At 71.1% G+C, this 19,045-nt stretch carries 19 protein-coding genes and 1 pseudogene; 7 read left to right on the top strand and 13 right to left on the bottom strand.

The window, feature by feature from the left end; genetic code table 11:
* Positions 1 to 465 precede the first annotated feature (465 nt).
* A complete protein-coding gene (locus GEV28_RS17555; RefSeq protein ID WP_291413153.1) occupies positions 466 to 765 on the top strand; it encodes a YciI family protein in 300 nt (99 codons plus the stop codon).
* Between the two features lie 41 nt (positions 766 to 806).
* Here the strand turns inward: GEV28_RS17555 and GEV28_RS17550 are convergent, their stop codons facing one another.
* The 4 genes from GEV28_RS17550 to GEV28_RS17535 form a co-directional block, all read right to left on the bottom strand.
* On the bottom strand, positions 807 to 1,346 hold the full coding sequence (locus GEV28_RS17550; RefSeq protein ID WP_291413152.1) for a recombinase family protein: 540 nt from the start codon (positions 1,344 to 1,346) through the stop codon (positions 807 to 809).
* Between the two features lie 7 nt (positions 1,347 to 1,353).
* Complete coding sequence (locus GEV28_RS17545) at positions 1,354 to 1,845, bottom strand: recombinase family protein (RefSeq protein WP_291413151.1); 492 nt, start codon at positions 1,843 to 1,845, stop codon at positions 1,354 to 1,356.
* Between the two features lie 122 nt (positions 1,846 to 1,967).
* A complete protein-coding gene (locus GEV28_RS17540; protein WP_291413150.1) occupies positions 1,968 to 3,581 on the bottom strand; it encodes an MFS transporter in 1,614 nt (537 codons plus the stop codon).
* Complete coding sequence (locus tag GEV28_RS17535; RefSeq protein WP_291413149.1) at positions 3,578 to 4,333, bottom strand: GntR family transcriptional regulator; 756 nt, start codon at positions 4,331 to 4,333, stop codon at positions 3,578 to 3,580. Before GEV28_RS17535 ends, GEV28_RS17540 begins: the two co-directional genes overlap by 4 nt.
* A gap of 203 nt (positions 4,334 to 4,536) precedes the next feature.
* On the opposite strand from GEV28_RS17535, the pseudogene GEV28_RS17530 reads away from it, so the two are divergent.
* The 3 genes and pseudogenes from GEV28_RS17530 (at position 4,537) to GEV28_RS17520 (ending at position 7,056) form a co-directional block, all read left to right on the top strand.
* A pseudogene (locus tag GEV28_RS17530) lies at positions 4,537 to 5,552 on the top strand (SIS domain-containing protein).
* Positions 5,553 to 5,614: 62 nt separating this feature from the next.
* On the top strand, positions 5,615 to 6,085 hold the full coding sequence (locus tag GEV28_RS17525) for a helix-turn-helix domain-containing protein (protein WP_291413148.1): 471 nt from the start codon (positions 5,615 to 5,617) through the stop codon (positions 6,083 to 6,085).
* Positions 6,082 to 7,056, top strand: a complete 975-nt coding sequence (locus GEV28_RS17520; RefSeq protein WP_291413147.1) for an N-acetylglucosamine kinase — start codon at positions 6,082 to 6,084, stop codon at positions 7,054 to 7,056. The genes GEV28_RS17525 and GEV28_RS17520 overlap by 4 nt, the downstream gene beginning before the upstream one ends.
* Here the strand turns inward: GEV28_RS17520 and GEV28_RS17515 are convergent.
* Positions 7,040 to 7,756: a protein phosphatase 2C domain-containing protein gene (locus tag GEV28_RS17515; RefSeq protein WP_291413146.1), complete on the bottom strand. Its 717-nt coding sequence runs from the start codon at positions 7,754 to 7,756 to the stop codon at positions 7,040 to 7,042. The two genes, GEV28_RS17520 and GEV28_RS17515, sit on opposite strands and share 17 nt — an antisense overlap.
* A complete protein-coding gene (locus GEV28_RS17510) occupies positions 7,753 to 8,403 on the bottom strand; it encodes a DUF3159 domain-containing protein (protein ID WP_291413145.1) in 651 nt (216 codons plus the stop codon). Before GEV28_RS17510 ends, GEV28_RS17515 begins: the two co-directional genes overlap by 4 nt.
* 323 nt (positions 8,404 to 8,726) lie before the next feature.
* Here GEV28_RS17510 and GEV28_RS17505 point away from each other — a divergent pair, with 323 nt between their 5' ends.
* Positions 8,727 to 9,224 (top strand): DUF3887 domain-containing protein, encoded by a 498-nt coding sequence (locus GEV28_RS17505; RefSeq protein WP_291413144.1) that lies wholly within the window; start codon positions 8,727 to 8,729, stop codon positions 9,222 to 9,224.
* Between the two features lie 37 nt (positions 9,225 to 9,261).
* The gene (locus tag GEV28_RS17500) at positions 9,262 to 10,515 is read left to right on the top strand and encodes a serine hydrolase (RefSeq protein WP_291413143.1); all 1,254 of its coding nucleotides are present in this window, start codon (positions 9,262 to 9,264) and stop codon (positions 10,513 to 10,515) included.
* A 220-nt stretch (positions 10,516 to 10,735) separates the two neighbouring features.
* On the opposite strand, the gene GEV28_RS17495 is transcribed toward GEV28_RS17500, so the two are convergent.
* The 4 genes from GEV28_RS17495 to GEV28_RS17480 form a co-directional block, all read right to left on the bottom strand.
* Positions 10,736 to 11,509 carry an ESX secretion-associated protein EspG gene (locus GEV28_RS17495; protein ID WP_291413142.1) on the bottom strand — a complete coding sequence of 258 codons (774 nt, stop codon included), beginning with the start codon at positions 11,507 to 11,509 and terminating at the stop codon, positions 10,736 to 10,738.
* Entirely contained in the window at positions 11,506 to 12,762 is a 1,257-nt protein-coding gene (locus tag GEV28_RS17490) for a hypothetical protein (protein WP_291413141.1), read from the bottom strand. Before GEV28_RS17490 ends, GEV28_RS17495 begins: the two co-directional genes overlap by 4 nt.
* A gap of 113 nt (positions 12,763 to 12,875) precedes the next feature.
* Positions 12,876 to 13,388, bottom strand: a complete 513-nt coding sequence (locus GEV28_RS17485) for a DUF3558 family protein (protein WP_291413140.1) — start codon at positions 13,386 to 13,388, stop codon at positions 12,876 to 12,878.
* Between the two features lie 8 nt (positions 13,389 to 13,396).
* Positions 13,397 to 13,840 carry a hypothetical protein gene (locus GEV28_RS17480; protein WP_291413139.1) on the bottom strand — a complete coding sequence of 148 codons (444 nt, stop codon included), beginning with the start codon at positions 13,838 to 13,840 and terminating at the stop codon, positions 13,397 to 13,399.
* Positions 13,841 to 14,104: 264 nt separating this feature from the next.
* On the opposite strand from GEV28_RS17480, the gene GEV28_RS17475 reads away from it, so the two are divergent.
* Positions 14,105 to 14,899, top strand: coding sequence for an SGNH/GDSL hydrolase family protein (locus GEV28_RS17475; protein WP_291413138.1), 795 nt, complete (start codon positions 14,105 to 14,107; stop codon positions 14,897 to 14,899).
* Positions 14,900 to 15,063: 164 nt separating this feature from the next.
* On the opposite strand, the gene GEV28_RS17470 is transcribed toward GEV28_RS17475, so the two are convergent.
* From GEV28_RS17470 to GEV28_RS17460, 3 genes are all read right to left on the bottom strand, one after another.
* Positions 15,064 to 17,247 (bottom strand): BTAD domain-containing putative transcriptional regulator, encoded by a 2,184-nt coding sequence (locus tag GEV28_RS17470; RefSeq protein WP_291413137.1) that lies wholly within the window; start codon positions 17,245 to 17,247, stop codon positions 15,064 to 15,066.
* Between the two features lie 496 nt (positions 17,248 to 17,743).
* Positions 17,744 to 18,631, bottom strand: a complete 888-nt coding sequence (thpD, locus tag GEV28_RS17465) for an ectoine hydroxylase (protein WP_291413136.1) — start codon at positions 18,629 to 18,631, stop codon at positions 17,744 to 17,746.
* A complete protein-coding gene (locus GEV28_RS17460) occupies positions 18,628 to 19,041 on the bottom strand; it encodes an ectoine synthase (protein ID WP_291413135.1) in 414 nt (137 codons plus the stop codon). Before GEV28_RS17460 ends, thpD begins: the two co-directional genes overlap by 4 nt.
* Positions 19,042 to 19,045 lie beyond the last annotated feature (4 nt).

Raw genomic sequence — 19,045 nt, 5'->3', positions numbered from 1 at the left:
TGCCGCTCATCCAAGTGCGGCAGGATCGTCCCGAACTTCGCCGCCAGGACCTGCTCATCGATCTCCACGACCATGGCCATACCAGAACCATGACAGAACAATCACGACATGTACAAGTTAATTTGAGACAATTCCTAACGTGCCACAACCCGAACTCTATGGTCCTGGTCGAAGGCCCGGAGATCACGATCCGGCCGGTCGGCAGCCGAAGGCTTCCGTCGAAGTGGCGCAGGTCAAGCGCCGAGGCGGTGACGCCTGATGGCCACCGCCCCCTCACCACGCATGTCACCCCGCATGAGCCGCTGGCACGTCTCGTCCTAGCCCCGGTCGGGCACAATGGTTTCGTAGAATTCCTTGTAGGCGCGAGCCAGCACCTCCCAATCTGCGGCCCCCAGGACTCACCGTGGTTCGTGTCAGACCCTCCTGACACGATGGCGCAGAGGGAGGCCGAGAGGGAGAGATGCCATGGCAGTGTTCGCCGTCACGACGGCCACGGGACGCAACTGGGAACCCACCCGCGGAATTCGCGAGCAGCAAGGGTGGGATCAGCACGCCAAGTTTGCCGACGGGCTGGTCGATCGTGGTGTCATCATGTTCGGCGGCCCGATTGGCAGTGCCGATGACGAGGAGGTCGCACTTCTCGCCGTGGAGTCGGCTGACGAGAAAGAACTGCGGTCCGTCTTCGCTGAGGACCCGTGGGTGTTGAACGGCGTGTTGCGGATCAAAGAAGTGCGCCCCTGGACGGTGTGGCTCGACGGCCGGTGACACGACCGGAACCCGACATTGGTTGAGGCCACGGCCGGTTCTTATGCCGACCCAACGGATCGGCAAACGTGCAGGTCAGCGAGGGCCGTGGGGCTGTCCAGTCTCGGTTGATGGGCGACGGCCGACAGGGTGTGACCACACACTGCGCACCGGAGAATCCCGGTCCCCACGTAGCGTTCCCCGATCGGTCGGCCCCGGCTGCGGCCCTTGTACATCGACCGCAACCGCTCGAACACCTCCGGGTCGATGATCGGCTCACCCGGGATCCGCGAGACGAACTTGTCGTCCTGTTCGATCAGCCCGGCATTCGTGGCGCGCAGCATCATGAGCCGAAGCCCCTTTGCCGTCCACGGCAACCCGGTCACCGTCCACAGCCCTTCTTTGTTCCAGGCCCGAACGATCTCGCCCTGACTCACCCCGGCCAGCAGCTCGTCAGCCGCTGCCCGGATGGCCTCACGCTCCCGCGCCACCTGCGCAGCCGGTACCTGCGGCCGGTCCTCATCTGTCTGGCCCTCGGCGGGCTGCCACGTCAGGTCTCCGCCCGGCCAGCCGAACCGACGCGGCCCGCCGACGTAGGCCATGCCCGCCTCACGTAGGGCGCGAATGCGGGCGCTTCGCCCGTCGCGACGTGTCGTCCGACGACCGGGCCGCGTGCGCCACCTCGATACGCAGGATGTACCGGTCGTCCGGGTCGGAGAGGTCCCGCTCACCGTGCGCGGACGCGACCCGGAAGCCCTTGTCACCCAGCTCGATCAGCGTTTCCAGGTCACGGGGCTGCCGGAACAGCCGGTCGGTGTGCCACACCACGATCCCATCCGACTCCCCGGACCGGACCCGCTCCAACAACCGCTCCCACCCCGGCCGGCGGACACCGCGCTTCCATGCCGACAAGCCGTCCGACAGCTCCTCACCGAGCGACCCGCGCAACCGCTTGACCACCTTGCGGTTGTCCGCCAACTGGGTCTCGATCTTCTCCAACTCACCGGTCTCCGGCACCCGCGACAACCGCCCGTAGGAGTCGTACACAAGCGGGCGGCCGTCGCCCCGACCTGCACTAACGTCGCTCTCGTCACCAGCCATTGAGTCAGTGTGCAACCAAAAGACCGCTTCCTGGGCACCCTCAGCGCCAGTCTACGGGTTATACGTGCTGGTCAAAGGGGTGTGCGGCGGGCTGTGGGCAACTTCGCGGCGCGAATGGAGGGTCAGGCCGCTGTGTCGCCCGGCCGCGGTGAGGCCACCGGGATGTTGCGGGCCGGGACGATATGGGTCGGTGGGGTGAGGATGCCGCAGCTCATGCAGTCACCCGGGCGAGGGGCCTCGGGAGCCGCCGCCACGGCCGGCTCGGGTTCGGCGGGCGACGGCTGCTCCGCGGCGGCGGGCTCCGCCGCGCGGGGCTCGGGCACGGCCGACTCCAGCACGTCGTTCCGCACGCCCAGGGCCAGCAGGCCACCCACCACGCACAGGCCGGCGCACAGCCACATCGCCATCTGCCAGCCGGCGGTCAGCGCCACCGGGTCCGCGTACGCCGCACCGCTGAGACCCGCCGCGGCCGGCAGCACCGCCACCGCCAGCAGCCCACCCGTGCGGGCGATCGCGTTGTTCACCCCGGACGCCACCCCGGCGTGCCGGTCGGCCGCGGCGGCCAGCACGGTCGCCGTCACCGGGGCGACCACGGTCACCAGGCCGAGCCCGAACACGACCGTCGCCGGCAGCACCACCAGCAGGTACGACGCGCCGGGCGTCATCCCGGTGTACATGATCATCGCGACGGCGATGATCATCGGGCCGATCACCAGGAACCAGCGCGGTCCGAACCGCTGCGCCGCCTTTCCCGACCGCGCCGACAGCAGCAGCATCAGCACCGAGATCGGCAGCCCCGCGAGCCCGGCCGCGGTCGGCGAGTAGCCGAGCGAGGTCTGCAGCTGCAGCACGAACAGCATCATCACGCCGCTGAGCGCCGCGTACACCACGAACGTCAGCGCGTTCGACACCACGAACGTCCGGTTAACGAACAGGTCCGGCGGCACCAGCGGATCGCGCTGCCGCCGCTGCAGCACCACGAACGACGCCAGCCCGACGACCCCGACCACCACCGACCCCAGCACGAGCGGGTCCGCGAACCCCCGCCCCGGACCCTCGACCAGCGCCGCCGTCACCCCCGCCAGGCCCAGCGCACCCAGCACCGAACCCCAGATGTCCGGATGCCCACCCATCGTCCGGTCGCACGACTCCGGCACGAACCGCCTGGTGAACCACACGCACAGCAGCGCGATCGGCACGTTCACCAGGAACGCCAGCCGCCACGACCACAGCTGCACCAACGCGCCGCCGACCAGCGGCCCGATGGCGCCGGCGATGCCGCCGAGGCCCGACCACGCGCCGATCGCCCGCGCCCGGTCGGCCCGCACGAACGACGACTGGATGATCGCGAGCGAGCCAGGCGTGAGCAGCGCGCCGCCGATGCCCTGGAGCACCCGCGACACGACCAGCATCTCCGTCGACACCGCCAGCCCGCACAGCACCGACGACACGCCGAACCACGCGACGCCGAGCAGGAAGATCCGCCGCCGCCCGTACCGGTCGCCCAGCGAGCCGGCGATGAGGATCAGCGCCGCGAGCGACAGCAGGTACCCGTCGAGGATCCACTGCAGACCCGACAACGACGCGTCGAACTCCTCGCCGATCCGGGGCAACGCGATGTTGACCACCGTGCCGTCCAGGAACGCCATCCCCGACCCGAGGATCGTCGCGGCGAGCACCCCGCGCGCCGCCGGGCTGCCCCAGCGGACCTCGCCCTGGATGAGCGACGAGGTCATGACGGCCGGTTCAGCTCCGCCACGAACTTGTACCGGTCACCCCGGTACACCGAGCGCACCCACTCCACCGGCTTCTCCGTCATGTCGTAGGAGTGCCGCGACAGCAGCAGCATCGGCATCCCCACATCGGCGCCGAGCAGCTCGGCCTCGTGCGGGCCGGCCAGCGCGGTCTCGATCGTCTCCTCCGCGTGTCCCATCTCGACGTCGTAGCGCTCACGCAGCACCTGGTAGAGCGAGCCGCCCGCGGAGACGTACTTGCGCAGGCCCCGGAACCGCCCGAGCGGCAGGTGCGAGGTCTCGATCGCCATCGGCTCGCCGTCGGCCAGCCGGAGCCGTTGCATCCGAAGGATCTTGGCCCCGGCGCGGACACCGAGGAGCGCGGAGAGCTCGCCCTCGGCCGGGATCTCGGCGATGTCGAGCAGCCGGGAGGACGGCTCGCGGCCCTGCGCCCGCATGTCCTCTGTGTACGACGACAGTTGGAGCCGTTGTGCCACCTTGGGTTCCGCCGCAAACGTGCCCTTGCCCTGCACACGCAGTAACCGGCCTTCTACTGTCAGGTCGGCAAGAGCCTGGCGGACGGTCGTGCGGGACACGTCGAACTCGGCCGCGAGGGAGCGCTCGGTGGGGATCGGCGAGCCCGGTGGCAACGAGCTGAGCAGCTCGAGCAGGTGCCGCTTGAGCCCCCAGTACTTGGGCTCGCGCAGCGCACGACCAGCGGTGTCGGGCTCTTGCGCGGCCGACGTTTCCAGCATGGCTCCTCCAGACGACGACTTCCCTGCTACAGGATGCCTTCCCAGGTGCCGGCAGCGCGATCACACGCGCCGGATTTGGGAAATCCGTTACTCCCCTCGCGTCGGACCACCCTACAGCGATACCATGATTGGTCTAGACCTACTCGGCTGAGTCGACCGCAGCAGTTGGCAGGAGGACCCGAATGACCGGAGCAGGCGCACGGATGGCCGCGGAGATTGCCGAGCAGCCGTCGGTGTTCGACTCCGTCGTCGCCCGGCGGACCGAGCTCGCCGGGGTCGCGTCGCGGCTCGCCGCCCACCAGCCCAGGTTCGCGCTGCTCGCCGCCCGCGGGTCGAGTGACCACGCCGCGCTGTACGCGAAGTACCTGATCGAGGTACTCCTCCAACTTCCGGCTGGTCTTGTCTCGCCGTCGACGACCACGCTCTACGGCGCCGAGCCGGACCTGAACGGCGTGCTGTACGTGACGGTCAGCCAGAGCGGAGGTTCACCCGATCTGGTGGAGGCGACCACGGCCGCCCGCGGCCGCGGCGCTTTGACCGTCGCGGTGACGAACACGCCCGGCTCGGCGCTGGCCGAGGCCGCCGAGCACTCGGTGCGCATCGGCGCCGGTGCGGAGCTCGCCGTCGCCGCCACCAAGACCTACACCGCCACGCTGCTGACGTTGTACCTGCTGGTCGACGCCGCGCGCGGCGGGCACGGCGAGGCGGTGGCGAACCTCGGCGAGCTGGCCGAGCGGACGCTCACCGGCTCCGCCGACGCGGTCACCGCGGCCATGGAGCGCTACCGGAATGTGGAACGCGTCGTGACCACCGGCCGCGGCTACTCGTCGGCCACCGCGGCCGAGGCGGCGCTCAAGCTCGCCGAGACCAGCTACCTCGGCGCTCGCGCCTACAGCGGCGCCGACCTGCTGCACGGCCCGGTCGCCGCGATCGACGCGCGCACCGGGGTGGTCGCCGTGACCAGCAAGGGCCGCGGCGGCGAGGCCATGCGCGACGTCGTGGCCGCGGTCCGCGACCGGGGCGCCGACGTGCTGGCGGTCGGCTCGGCGGCCGTCGACGTCCGGCCGACCGGCGCATCGACGTGCCGGCGACGGCCGAGGAGGTCGCGCCGATCCTCGAGATCCTGCCGCTGCAGCGGCTCGCACTCGAGCTGTCCCTGGCCCGCGGCGGTGACCCGGACCAGCCGCGCGGCCTGTCGAAGGTCACCCGAACTCGGTGACGATCACATTCGACGCGTTTGGCGCATTACCGGAACGGGTGAGTTTCCCTACACTGTCCGGGGTGCGAAGGACGTCGTTCGCCCGCTGGCCGTGTTCCGTCGCGAGAACCATGGACCTGCTGGGCGACCAGTGGACGCTGCTCGTGCTCCGCGAGGCGTTCCACGGGGTGCGCCGGTTCGACCGGTTCCAGGCCTCGCTCGGCATCGCCCGCAACACGCTCACCGAGCGGCTGGACCGCCTCACCGGCGCCGGCCTGCTCGACCGGGTCCGCTACCAGGACCGTCCGGCCCGCTACGAGTACCCGCTCACCGACATGGGCCGCGACTTCTTCCCCGCGCTCGTCGCGATCATCCGCTGGGGTGACACCTGGCTCGACGGCGGCGCCGGGCCGCCCGCGCTGCTGCGCCACCTCGACTGCGGCCGGCACACCACGGCCGACGTCCGCTGCCCGCACTGCGGCGGCACGCTCGACTCCGAGCGGGTGACGTTCGAGCCGGGGCCGGGGGTGTCCACAGTGGAGGAGATGACGTGACCGTAGGCCGCGTGGTCGGCGTCGACGCGGGGGCCACCTCGACCCGTGCGCTCGCCGTCGAGCTGGACGGGACGGTGATCGGGCGGGGGACCGCGGGCGGCGGCAACCCCAACTCGCACCCGCCGGAGCTGGCCGGGAAGCGGGTCGCCGAGGCGGTGCGCGACGCGCTGGCCCCTGGCGGCGCCGGCAAGGTGCGCGCCTGCGTGCTGGGCATGGCGGGGGTGAGCAAGTTCACCGACCCGGAGGTCGTCGAGACGTTCACCGCCGCGCTGCGGCACATCGGGGTGACCTGCCCGATCGGCATCGTGAGCGACGCGGAGGTCGCGTTCGCGTCGGCCACCGCCGAGCCGGACGGCGTGGTGGTGATCGGCGGCACCGGCTCGATCGCGGCCCGGATCGCCGGCCACAAGATGATCTCGCGGGTCGGCGGCCTCGGCTGGATGCTCGGCGACGAGGGCTCGGCGTACTGGATGGGCCGCGAGGCGGTGCGGCGGACGCTGCGCCAGCTGCAGACCGGAAAGACGCCGTCGCCCCTCGCGGAGGCGGTGTTGTTCGAGGCACTGCCGGGCCTCACCTCGGTGAACGAGCCGAAGGTGGCCAACCGGCTGATCATGGCGGCGAACGCGGAGCCGCCCATCCGCCTGGCCCGGTTCGCCTCGATGGTCAGTACCTATCTGGCGACCGACCCGGTCGCGGCGGGCATCGTCGCCGAGGCCGCGGAGCTGCTCGCGGAACTGGCGATGGCCGCTCGGCCGGCCGACGAGCGCACGCCGATCGTGCTCGCGGGCAGTGTGATCGGGCCCGCGAGCCCGGTCGGCACGGCACTGCGCGCGGCGCTCGCCGAGTGCACACCGGTGCCGGTGCTGTTCGCACCGGACGGGGCCATTGGCGCCGCGTGGCTGGCGGCACTCGAGGTCCGCCCGGACGCGCCGAGGCCTAGAACGGAACCGAGGCCTAGAACGGAACGGTGACGACGACGGCGGTGGCGTTGTCCTCGCCGCCTGCCACGTCCGCGGCCGCGAGCAGGCGCTCGACCATGGCGGCGGGCTCGATGTGCAGCCGCAGGATCTCGCGGAGCCGCGGGTAGGGCACCTGCTCGGCGATGCCGTCGCTGCAGAGCAGGTAGATGTCGCCGGGTGCCGGGACGATGCTGAGCACGTCCGGCTCGGGGCGCATGGCGTGGCCGACGTAGCGGGTCAGGTGGTAGCGGGCGGCCGCGGCCTGCGGTGAGTCGAGCGAGTAGAGGCCGTGCGCGACGCCGAGCCAGGCCATCGTGTGATCGACGGTGAGCAGCTCGAGCAGGTCGTCACGGAACCGGTAGACCCGCGAGTCACCGAGCTGGGTGACCCACATGCCGTCGGCGCCGGCGAGGAGCGCGGTGAGCGTGCAGCCGGCCAGGCCGATGTCGCCGCGGCCGATGTCGATGACCCGGTCCTGCGCGGCCTCGACCGCGTCCCGGATCGTCTTGGGCCCGACGTCGCCCCGGGCTGCCCGGATCCGCTCGACGAAGATGTCCACGGTGGCGCGCCCGGCGAGTGCGCTGCCCTCGCTGTCGCCCATGCCGTCGGCGACGACGGCCAGGAGCGGCTCGAGGTCCAGGTGCGCGACGTCGAAGTTCGCCCGGTACTTGCGGCCGACCTCGCTGCCGGCCGCGCCGCGTAAGCCGTTCACGCCGGCATCCTAGGGTGCCGCAGGCCCGGATGGTCGGACGGCAGCGAGCGGCGCAGGACGACCGCGCTCGCCGCGACGGTGGCCGCGACGAGCGGCCAGCTGAGCACGACCCGCGCCACGCCGAGCGCGACCACCCAGCCGGACCACCAGAGGATGCCGAACACGAGCACGCGGACGGTGTACTGGGCGAACACCCAGACCCAGCTGGCCCGGCCGTACGCACGGACGAGGTCGGGATCGCGGCGCCAGCGGGTCTTCTGCCCGAGCAGCACGCCGACGACGACGCCGAGCAGCGGCCAGCGGATCAGGACGCTGACCGCCCAGGCGAGCGCACTGGCCACATTGGACAGCAGCTGGATGAGGAAGAAGTCCTGCGCGCGGCCGGTGTAGAGGGCGACGAGGGCGGCGCCGGCGACCGCGGCCACGCCGGCCAGCACGGCCGTCACCCGACCGCCCCTGACCAGGCGAATCACGCCGACCACGGCACCGGCCGCGACCGCGGCGAGCGCGCCCCAGCCGATCGAGCGACCGCTGACGAGCCAGCCGAGCACGAAGACGGCCGGCGGGATGCTGGCGTCGATCGCGCCGCTCCGGCCGCCGAGCAGCTCGCGCAGCGATAGCTGGTTCTCGGTCGCCTGCTCGGTCACGGTGCAAGCCTGCCTCATGCGTCCTGGCTTAGGTAGCCCTAACCTCAGGCCCGGCACGTTTTATGATAACGTGCGGATAGTTCGCGGCACGAAAGCAGGTGACCATGGCCAACGTCCCCCGCCCAACCACCTGCCTGGCCTGCGGTCGCTCGCTGCCAGCACAGCACGGAAAAGGTCGCCAGCGACAGTACTGCGACGCGACCTGCCGCAGTGCGGCGCGACGTTCCCGCGCATCGTCCGTCAAGGTGGGCTCGACGCTTTCGACTCGTAAAGGTTACCTTGACGACGAGGGGAGCGGCGGTGGTTCGAGGCCGCTGGAGAAGGTGCCGCGGGCCCGCGAGCAGGCGCGCAGTGCCGAGGATGCGCTGCGGCAGGCGGTCGAGCGGGCCCGCGACGCCGGCCACACCTGGCAGGAGATCGGGGACGTTCTCGGGACCTCCCGGCAGGCGGCGTTCCAGCGGTTCGGGCGCCCGGTCGACCCACGGACGGGAGCGGAGATGACCCGGGACGCGCTGCCGGGCGCGGCCGACCACGCGGTCGCGTTGCTGGCCGAGCTGGTGGTCGGCCGGTGGGCGGCGGTGCGCAGGGACTTCGACGGGCCGATGCTCGCGGAGATCACCGAGGACAAGCTCGCGTCGGTGTGGACGCAAATGGCGGCGAACATCGGTCGCTACGAGCGGATGGGCGACCCGTACGTGCTGCGGGCCGGCACGCACACGGTGGTGAGTGTGCCGCTGTTCTGCGAGGCCGGCGAGGTGCTCGGGCGGGTCGCCTTCAACGCCGACGGCACGGTCGGCGGGCTGTATCTGCTGCCGGCCTGACCCCTCGCCTTCGTCCGTCTACATCGGAGGGTGAGCGATGCGATCTCGAATTTTGCTGGGGTTGTCGGTGGTGGCGCTGGTCCTGCCGGGCGTGCCAGCGGTGGTGCGGCCGGCGCCACCCATGGCGCAGCTGGCGTGGGTGGTCGACGCGTCGTCCCGGTTGCCGATTTCCGAGGCGGAGCAACGGGAGCACCTGTCGGCGGAGTTCCTGTCGGCGATCGGCGGGCCGGCGGAGTTCAACGAGACTATGGCCGGGTTCGGCGCGCTGGCCCCGCCACGGGTGTTGTCGTCCACGCCGACGTCGGTGGAGGCGGTGTCGGGGGCATGGCTGGTGTCGCTGGTGGTCGACGCGAACGGCCTGGTGGGGAGGTTGCGCTTCAGCCCGTACGCGCCGTCACCGAGCTCGTGGTCCGAGCTGGACGGACGGTTGCGGGCGCTGGCGCCGTCGGTTTCCTTTGCCACGTTCGATGTTTCCGCCGGATGCGAACCGATCCACTCGGTCGACGGTGACGTGCCACGCCCGCTGGGCTCGGCCTTCAAGCTGTACGTCCTGGGGGCGTTGGCTCGCGCGGTCGCCGACGGCCGCGCGAGCTGGGACCAGGAGCTGGCGATCCGGGACGAGTGGAAGAGTCTCCCGACGGGGGTGCTGCAGGAGGAGCCCGCGGGGACGCGGCTGCCGCTGCGTGAGTACGCGAACCTGATGATCTCGATCAGCGACAACACGGCGACGGATCACCTGATCCATTTCCTCGGCCGGCGTGACGTGTCCCGCCAGCTGTCGCTGTCCGGCAACCGCGCGGACGGCAACGTCCCGTTCCTGACGACGCGGGAGTTGTTCGCACTCAAGGGTTTCCACTATCCCGCGCTCGCGCGCCCGTACCTGTCGTTGCCGCCGTCACTGCGCCACGCGGTGCTGCCGGCGGCGAACTCCGTGCCGCGTGACCGTATCGAGCCGTGGACCACCGCGCGCGACGTCGAGGAGATCGAGTGGTTCGGCGCACCGAGCGACATGTGCCGAGCGTTCGCCGGCCTCCAGTCCCGGCACGGCGCCGCCGTGGACCATGCTTTGTCCATTTCGGACGGCGGTATCGGCCTGGGCGGCGACTTCCCGGCGGTGTGGTACCAAGGCGGCGCGGAGCCGGGCGTGCTGACGCTGAACTACCTGGCCCACAAGGCGGATGGCCGAACGCTGGTGTCGAGTGTGATGCTGACCGATCCGGACGGCACCCTGACCCCGTCCACCCAGACCGAAGCCTTCGCCCTGGCTCGAGGCGGCTTGGAACTGTCCTGACCCGATCGGCTGAACCCCGTGCGAATGGACCATTCGCACGGCCGGGGGTCCCCCGGTTTCCACATTACCGCGCGGCACTGACAACGTCGGCGGCGCGAGCCGCTCACCGCCCGATTGCTCCACAGGGGAGGCCGTTGTCCACGGAGCACCGCTCGAGCCCGCCGAATTGTCGGTGCCGCTCGGTAGACTGGATACTCGGGGGCCGGAGGCCACGGCCGAGCTAGCCGCGGGCGATCGTCTCGCTCAGACGGTGCGTCAGTCGGGTGTTGTCCGCGGGCCACAAGGTCACCCAGTCCTCGCCGTCGCGGCCGCGGGTCATCGTCGTGGCGTAGCGGCCGTCGTCGGTGTCGAACCACGCTATGCCGGGTTGGCGGTGACGCTTGCCGGTCTCGTCGGTGAGCGTCACGCCGACCTGACCGGCCCGCCGCACCGGCTTCTCCATGATCGCGGCGATCGCGCGCAGCTTGCTGTCGGCCATGTCGCGCGGGGCCGCCGTCCGCAGCACACCGCCAGGCTGGGCGCGGCGGTGCTTGGGCTGGTTGGCGCTCACCGCCGCGGCCGGCTGGGTGATCGAGCTGCCGAGAGCCGCGCGCGTGTCGGGCAGCAGCTCCACCAGCGCGCCGGCGATCGTCGTGTCGCGCATCCGGCTGAACGACACCGCCAGCTTCCCTTGCACGACAAGGAGTCCGCGCCGCCCCCGCGCCACGGCGACCGCCCGGACCGGGTCCGTGCCAGTCATGTCGAGCAACGCGACGAGGTCGATGCACACCGCCGGGTCGGCGAGCAGCCGCAGGTCCTCGACGAGGTCGTCGTCGGGACGGCTGCCCTGCGCGAGCCCGCGGCGACCCAGGTCGGCGTAGACGGCCGCCTTGATCCGCGCACGGACGTCGAGAGAGTCGCCGTGGCTACGCACCTCGAGCGGGAACGGGAACCGGCCGAGCCGGAGGTCCTCCCAGAGCGTGTCGACCGCGGCGAGCGAGAGCTCGGCGTTCATTCGTCGTCCGGCGCGCCGATGACCGGCGGCGCGGTGAGGACGTCGGTGTCGAAGATGCCGTCGGGGTCGGGCTCCTGAAGGAACTCGGGCCGCTGGTGCTCGGCGTCCTCGTCGCGGCGCCCGGCACCGCCCATGGGCATGCCGCTCATGGGAGCGCCGCCGCGCCCGGCAGCCGCACCGCGCATCGCGGCCGCCTTCGCCGCCGCCGGTCCCGGCGCGACACCCGGCAGCCCGCGGCCACCCGGCCCGGCTCCCGGCTGACCCGCGCCCGCGCCGCCACCCGGCGAGCCACCACGTACCCCGCCGCCGGAGCCGCCGCCGGACCCACCGGCTCCGCCACCGAACCCGCCCGGTCCCCCACCCATTGGCCCGAACCCCGGCGGCACGCCAGGCGGCTGGGACGACCCGAACCCGGTGGGCCCTCCACCGACCGGCGCCGGCTCGCGAGGAGCGAAGGAGTCCGGCGTGGTGATGCCCGGGCTGCCCGACCCGCCGACCGGCGGACCTCCGCCGGGTGGCCCACCGCCGGGAGGCGCGCTGGTCCGAGGCGCACCGGAGTCACCGCCGGAGCCGGGCCCGCCACCGAACCCGCCCGGCTCGCCGGACCTGGGCCCCCCGGGCTCGGGCCCATCCGACCCGGGCGCCCCGTCCGACCCGTCCCCCGAGTCGATGTAGCCCGCATCATCCGACCCGTCCAACGAAGGCGGCGCCTGGAAGACCGACACCTCCCCAGCCGCGGTACTCATGGTCTGGTCCCGCTCCGCGACGACCCGAACGGCCTCCTCATGAGCGGCGTTGCTCTCCTGATAACGCTGGTACATGAGCTCCGGCAGCTGAACCAACGCCATGAGCCCGTTCCCTGGCGCATCCCGAATGATGTCGGCCGGCTTGTACGACACGGGCTCCGGCATGGCCCGCCGAGCAGCGTCCGCCGCCTCGCTCTGCCGGGCGATCGTCTGCCCGGCGGCGGAGATCTGCGAGCCGGTGCCGCCACTCCAGCCGGCGATCAGCCCGAGCCGCTGCCGCATCGCCTCGGCCGCATCACCCGTCCAGCCGGCCTCGGTGCCCATGGAAGCACGCTTGAGGGAGTCGGCCGCGTCCATCAACACGGTTCCGGTGCGCGTCCACTCATCGGCGAAGGCCTGCGAGGTGCCGGTGTCGGCATCGTCGGTCCACTTCTTGAGCTGCTCATGGTCGAAAGCCGCATGATTGCTCTCTGCCGGCGGCACCTGCCGCCCACCCTGCCCCGTCATCGACCCCCCCTTCACGAACCGCTCGGTGATCGACTGATAACCGTCAGCAGCATACCCACGGGCAAATTCGGGCACATCGGATCGACGAACCTTTCACCTGGTTGGCGCGCCGCTCACGGCAGCTTCTGCTCGACCCGCTCGGCGACATCGGTGGCCAGGCCGCACGCGGCCGACGTATCGTCCCCATGATTGGCAGTGACCAGCACGAATGACGAGTCCGAGGCCTCAATCGCCACTGCGCACACCCCAGGTTCACCGCCCGGACCTTCGATCCGGTCGCCACGATGATCACCGATGTCGACCGGTGTCCCCTTCTCGGCGTTGCTGTCCATTGAACGTTCGCGGTAGAGGTCGAGCCGGACACCGGTACCGATATCCAGCTTCCAGTCACACGTGATGTCACTGAGCCTCTCGCCGTCTTCGAGGCCAACCTCTGCCACGTCGATGTCGCTCAGCAACTCACACGGCTCGACGTCGTCGAGTGCCTGGTCGTCAGACTCCGACGAGGTCTCTTTCGGCTCGCTCGTCGACGTGCTGTCCGGCTCGGCCGGGGTTGGCGTACCGGCCTGGCTCGACGTGCAGGCGCCCAGCGATCCGACGGACCACGCCAGCACGAAGCCGACCATCGCCTTCCTCATCGAGTCGGCCCAGCCGCGTTGATGTGCGCCGCGCCACCCTCATCGGCTTGCTCGTAGGTGGCCATGCTCTTGCGAACCGCCTCCTTGAGCCTCTCCAGCTCCTTGACGTATTCGTTCATGATCGTCACCGCGGAGTTCGCGCCGGTCGAGGTCCAGTCCTGGATGAACCTGTCGATCTGCTCCGCGTAGCCACCGCCCAGCCGAGTGCCGACGGTGACCACGCTCCCGCCACGTCGCACATATCTGTTGACTTCGTCCTGGATGTCCGTGAGCGCCTTGATCGTGGCGTCGCCGGTGGCTTGGTCCACCCGAAGCCGGCCGGTTGTCGCGGCCTCGACAAGGCCGTCCAGCGAAGAGCCGATCATGCCGCCGACGCCGGTGCCGGCGCCCGTCGTCGTGGGCTGGGTGTTCGGGGTGGAGGCGTTCGGGTCGACGTACACGAAATCCCCCTCGGTGACCGGCTGATGACGGTGAGCAGCATACCGGCCGGGAAATTCGGGCACATCGGATCAGTCGCGACTAACTCGATTGCGGATGGCGTGCGCGCGGCGTACCAGTGGTGCACCAGTGGGGTGCGATCGGATGGTTACCGAACGAACGCAGAATCGAGTGTTGCTGACCGACGGTGGCGTAGGTCGGGAATGACACGGCATCCTGAGGGTTTAAGAGGGAATGGGGAAGGACCGGACGGAGGGGAGGCGACCGTGCCAGGGTTGTCTAGTTGGGTGGCCATCGGGGACAGCTTCACCGAGGGTTTGAGCGATCTTGCCGCGGACGGGTCCTATGTGGGATGGGCCGACCGTTTCGCGCAGACCCTCGCACTTCGAGATCCGGACTTCCGGTACGCCAATCTGGCATTGAGGGGCAAGCTGCTCCGGGAGATCATCGACGAGCAGGTGCCGGTCGTGCAGCAGATCAGGCCGGATCTCGTCACGTTTTGTGCCGGTGGGAACGATCTGATCGTGCCGGGCAGCGACGTGGACCAGCTCGCGGACGAGTTCGAGCAGGCTCTCGTCGAGCTGCGGAGGGTGAGCGAGGTCGTCGTCTTCACCGGACCGGACCCGCGCAAGCAGCCGGTCGTCCGGCGGGTTCGGGGCAAGGTCGCCATCTTCAACGCGCATCTGCGGGCCATCGCCGACCGGCACGGCGCCAAGCTCGTCGACCTGTGGGCCATGCCGGTGCTCGTCGATCTTCGGGCCTGGAGCGACGATCGGCTGCACTTCTCCGCCGACGGCCATCGTCGGATTGCCTTGCGTACGGCCGAAGTTCTGGGCGTTCCGGTCGCCGAGGACTGGCGCGAGCCGTGGCCGCCGGTCGACCCCACGCCCTGGATCCGGTCCCGCCAGGCCGATCTCGCCTGGACCCGAGCCCACCTGTTGCCCTGGGTACGCAGGCAACTACGCGGTGAGTCCGTGGGGGACGGCCTCCACCCCAAGCGGCCCGAGCTCCAGCCCTTCGCCAACCACACCAGCGAAAACGGCCACGCGGCACCCGTGTGAACAAGCGACGACCGGCCGGCACAGTCCCCCACCGCGCCGGCCGGTTCGCTCGGGCAGCACACCCCCACGTTGGCAGTGCCGCCCCGGCACTCGCATCAGGCTCCGGGACGTCGAGCACCGCGGCGCAGCCTGCCAGTTGATCGCGCCGATCGGTTAACTGTTCGCTAAACGACCAACCGCACGGCCCGCCCCAGCGCGACCGGGCCCAGCGTCCGCGTCCCTTCCGAGAACTCGCTCGCCATCCTCGCGAGCCGGACGATCTCCTCGTCCTGCCCGGTTTCCAGGCCCGACTCGACCACCGCGAGCAGGTTCGCCCACTCCTGGTCGATCCAGTCGATCGCGGCCGCCGGGGTGGTGATCGGCGGTCGCGGCGTGCCCGGGTACTCGTCTGCCGCCGAGTCCGCGGCGAGGCCCGAGCGCAGCTGGCGCTTCGCCTGGTCGACACCTACCAGGTAGTAACGACGAAGCCGGGTTCGCGCGGCCACCTTGTCCACTTCGGACAGCTCGTGCTCGGCCAGCTCGTGGGCGTGCAGCCGGACGAGGTCGTGCATGAGGAACACGTCGCGGCTGGTCTCGGTCACCACGAAGGACCCGGCCAGCGTGCGCAGCCGGCGCCTGGCCAGCTCGACGTCGATGCCGCACAGCGCCGCGACCGGGTACGGGCCGATCATCGTGCCGGGGAAGAGTCCCAGCAGCCGCAGCGTCTCCGCGAGCTCCGGGCGCAGGCTCCGGTAGGTGACGTCCAGCGCCGCGCGGACGCTCGTGTCGGCTTCCTCCAGGTCCAACGCGGAGAGCCGGCCACGCTCGTCGGCCAGCTCCTCCACCAGGCCCGCGACCGACCACTGTGGACCGCCGGTCAGCCGCGCGCCGGCGATCCGCAGCGCCAGCGGCAGGTGCCCGCACAGCCGCGCGAGCTTGCGCCGAAGCTCCCGGTCCCGGCCCTGAGCGGGCCCGCCCGCCATGTGCTCGATCACCTTCTCCGCGGCGTCCGCGGCGAGCGTGCCCAGCACCTGCAGCCGGGCACCCGTCCACGCGACCAGCGCGTCCAACCGCACCCGGGTCGTGACGACGACCAGCGACGACGACCCGGCCGGCAGCAGCGGGCGGATCTGCTCGGAGTCCCGCGCGTCGTCCAGCACCACCAGCACCCGCCGGTGCGCGAGGATCGACCGGTACAGGCTCGCCCGGTCGTCGATCTCGGCCGGCACGTCCTCCACGCCGACCCCGAGGGCCAGCAGGAACTGCGTGAGCACGTCGTCCGCGGACATCGGCGCGTGCTGCGGATCGAACCCGCGCAGGCTCGCGAACAGCTGCCCGTCCGGGAATCGCTCGGCCACACCGTGCGCCCACAGCACGGCGAGCGCGGTCTTGCCGACGCCGGCCGGCCCGGCCAGCACCGCGACCGCCGGCTCGGCCCGAGGCGAGTCGGAACCCGCCGGTAGCAGCCGATGCAGCCACGCGAGCTCCTCGTCCCGGCCGGCGAACCCGGACGGCGCGCGCGGCAGTTGGGCCGGCACCAGTACGCCGACCCGCGGCGCGACGACCGGCTCCGGGGACGGCTCGAGCAGCGTCGTGTCGTCGCGCAGCACCCGCAGGTGCAGGCCACGCAGCTGCGGGCCCGGGTCCATGCCGAGCTCGTCGGACGCGCGGCGGGCGAACCGCTGGTAAGCGGCGAGCGCGGTGGCCCGGCGGTCCGAGCGGTACAACGCGAGCACGAGCTGACCGACGAGCCGTTCACGGAACGGCTGCTCGTCGACCAGTTGGGTCAGCTCACCGATGATCTCGTGGTGGCGGCCGAGCTCGAGGTCGGCGTCGAACCGCGCTTCCAGCACGGCGAGCCGCAGCTCGGTGAGCTCGGGCGCGCTGAGCCGGCCGCCGAGGTCGGCGAGCTCGGTGCCGTGCCACAGCGCCTGCGCGTCGCGGAGCAGGCCGGCGCGACGGACCGCGGGCGTGCCGCGGGCCTCGGCGAGCAGCGTCCGCGCGACGGTGACGTCGATCAGCGCCTCGTCCACCTCGAGCCGGTAGCCGGGCGGCGCGGTCGCGATCCGGACCGCGCCATCAGGACCGCCCTCGTCGACCGCGCCGAGCCGCTGCCGGAGCCGGGAGACGTAGCCCTGCACCATCGTCCGCGCGCTCGCCGGCGGCTCGTGCGCCCAGAGGACGTCGACCATCCGATCGAGCGGAACGACCTGGTTGGGCTCGAGGAGCAACATCGCGAGCACGCCACGCATGCCCGGTCCGCCGATGGGCACCGTGCGACCGTGGACCAGCACCTGCACCGGGCCGAGCAGGCAGAACCGCAGCCCGGCCACCGTCGCGGCGGCTCGCGAGCCGTTCGGATCGGCCACGGGTCACCACCCCCAGTTACACCCGGGCGCCCTCTGTCCCGCCCGGCCGATATCGCACAAGGTACGGGTTCACCCGCCGGAAAGGCGATCTCCGGCGGGCGCTCATCATCCAGATGGCCTAACGCTGATGTGCCCGACTGATGGAGCGTGACGTCCGGCAGGTGCTGTCGGCGAAGACGCCCATGCAGGTCCTGACTCCGTGGGCGGGTCGGGTGGTCTCGACCGGTCGCGGCCTCCGGCCCCCGAATCCAGCGTATCCGCGGACACCGACGGTTTCGGACGACGTCGCCTGTGCCGGTGGACAACCCGTTGGTTCAACCCGTTGGTCCACAGGCCGGCGCGAGCACCGGGCGAAACTGTCGGTGGGTCTCACTACGCTGGAGTCCGGGGGCCGGAGGCCACCCTCGAACCGGTTGTCCACAGGTTCGCCCGCCGGCGACCGGAACCGTCGGGGCCCGTCGGTAGGCTGGATTCCGGGGCCGGAGGCCAGCCGTGGCTAACGGGTCAGCGGGGTGAAGTCCCGGGACGCCACGTAGGTCGGTCTCGGCGGGTCGCCGCCGAAGGGCTCCTCCAGCGCGTTGTCCACGCTGTTGAACACCAGGAATATGTGCGACCGCGGGAACGGTGTGATGTTGTTGCCCGACCCGTGCATCAGGTTCGCGTCGTACATCACCGCCGAGCCGGCCGGTGCGGTGAACTGCTCGATCCCGTACGCGCTCGCCAGGCTCGTCAGGTTCTCGGCGCTCGGCAGGCCGATCTCATGGTCCATCAGCGGCGTCCGGTAGTGCTCCGGCGGCGTCCCCCCGGCACACGGCACGAACGTCCGGTGCGAGCCAGGCATCATCATCAGACCGCCGTTGAACGGGTGATGGTCCGTGAGCGCGATCGACATCGACACCGCCCGCGGCGCACGCATGCCGTCCTCGGCGTGCCAGGTCTCGAAGTCCGAGTGCCAGTAGTGGCCACGACCCTCGAACGCCGCCAGGTACGTGGCCCGGCTCTGGTGGACGTACACCTCCGAGCCGAGGATCTGCCGGGCGCGGTCCAGCACCCGGGGATCCCGCACCAGCTCGGCGATCAGCGGCGACTCGCGGTGCGCGGCGAAGATCGTGCGGACCTCGCCGTCCTCGGTGATGACGCCGCGCCGCGCCCGGTCGGCGGCCAGCCGGTCGAGCTCGTGGCGGAACGCGTTCACCTCGGCCGGGCTCAGCAGGTCGTGGTGCACCGAGAAACCCCGGCTGTCGTGTGCGGCCAGGCCGGCCGGGTCGATCGGGCCCGCCGTCCCCGTCGCCCACACGGTCGGCTCGATGCGGTCGAGCAGCTCGGGGTCGCCGGAAATCCTTGTGGGATAGGGATCGGCGGTCCCGGTCTTGGTGAGCGTCATGCACTCGTCCCCTCCATCTCGGGTTCCTCTGAGATCAGCGGGTAGACGCCGTTCTCGTCGTGCACCTCGCGCCCGGTGACCGGCGGGTTGAACACGCACACCGTGCGCATGTCGGTCTTCGGCCGCAGTTGGTGGTGGTCGTGCTTGTCCAGCAGGTAGAGGCTGCCGGGGCGCAGCTGGTAGGTGGTGCCGGTCTCCTTGTCGAGCAGCTCCCCCTCGCCCTCGACGACGAACACCGCCTCGATGTGGTTGGCGTACCAGAAGTCGTTGACCGTGCCGGCGTACAAGGTCGTCTCGTGCACGGAGAAGCCCACGCCCTCCTTGGCCAGCACGATCCGCTTGCTGCGCCAGTTGGGCGTCCTGATGTCCCGGTCGGTGTCGTCCAGGTCCTGCACCGATCTGACGAACACGTCG

The organism is Actinophytocola sp. (genome assembly GCF_009379765.1).
Lineage (GTDB): Bacteria > Actinomycetota > Actinomycetes > Mycobacteriales > Pseudonocardiaceae > Actinophytocola.
Note: the sequence above shows the minus strand (reverse complement) of the source record. Positions and strands in the feature narration are given on the sequence as shown.

Excerpts from the sequence above, each read along its gene's own strand:
- GEV28_RS17555 (WP_291413153.1), top strand. The coding sequence starts at position 466 with ATGGCAGTGTTCGCCGTCACGACGGCCACGGGACGCAACTGGGAACCC.
- GEV28_RS17550 (WP_291413152.1), bottom strand. The coding sequence starts at position 1,346 with ATGGCCTACGTCGGCGGGCCGCGTCGGTTCGGCTGGCCGGGCGGAGAC.
- GEV28_RS17545 (WP_291413151.1), bottom strand. The coding sequence starts at position 1,845 with ATGGCTGGTGACGAGAGCGACGTTAGTGCAGGTCGGGGCGACGGCCGC.
- GEV28_RS17540 (WP_291413150.1), bottom strand. The coding sequence starts at position 3,581 with ATGACCTCGTCGCTCATCCAGGGCGAGGTCCGCTGGGGCAGCCCGGCG.
- GEV28_RS17535 (WP_291413149.1), bottom strand. The coding sequence starts at position 4,333 with ATGCTGGAAACGTCGGCCGCGCAAGAGCCCGACACCGCTGGTCGTGCG.
- GEV28_RS17500 (WP_291413143.1), top strand. The coding sequence starts at position 9,262 with ATGCGATCTCGAATTTTGCTGGGGTTGTCGGTGGTGGCGCTGGTCCTG.
- GEV28_RS17495 (WP_291413142.1), bottom strand. The coding sequence starts at position 11,509 with ATGAACGCCGAGCTCTCGCTCGCCGCGGTCGACACGCTCTGGGAGGAC.
- GEV28_RS17490 (WP_291413141.1), bottom strand. The coding sequence starts at position 12,762 with ATGACGGGGCAGGGTGGGCGGCAGGTGCCGCCGGCAGAGAGCAATCAT.
- GEV28_RS17485 (WP_291413140.1), bottom strand. The coding sequence starts at position 13,388 with ATGGTCGGCTTCGTGCTGGCGTGGTCCGTCGGATCGCTGGGCGCCTGC.
- thpD (WP_291413136.1), bottom strand. The coding sequence starts at position 18,631 with ATGACGCTCACCAAGACCGGGACCGCCGATCCCTATCCCACAAGGATT.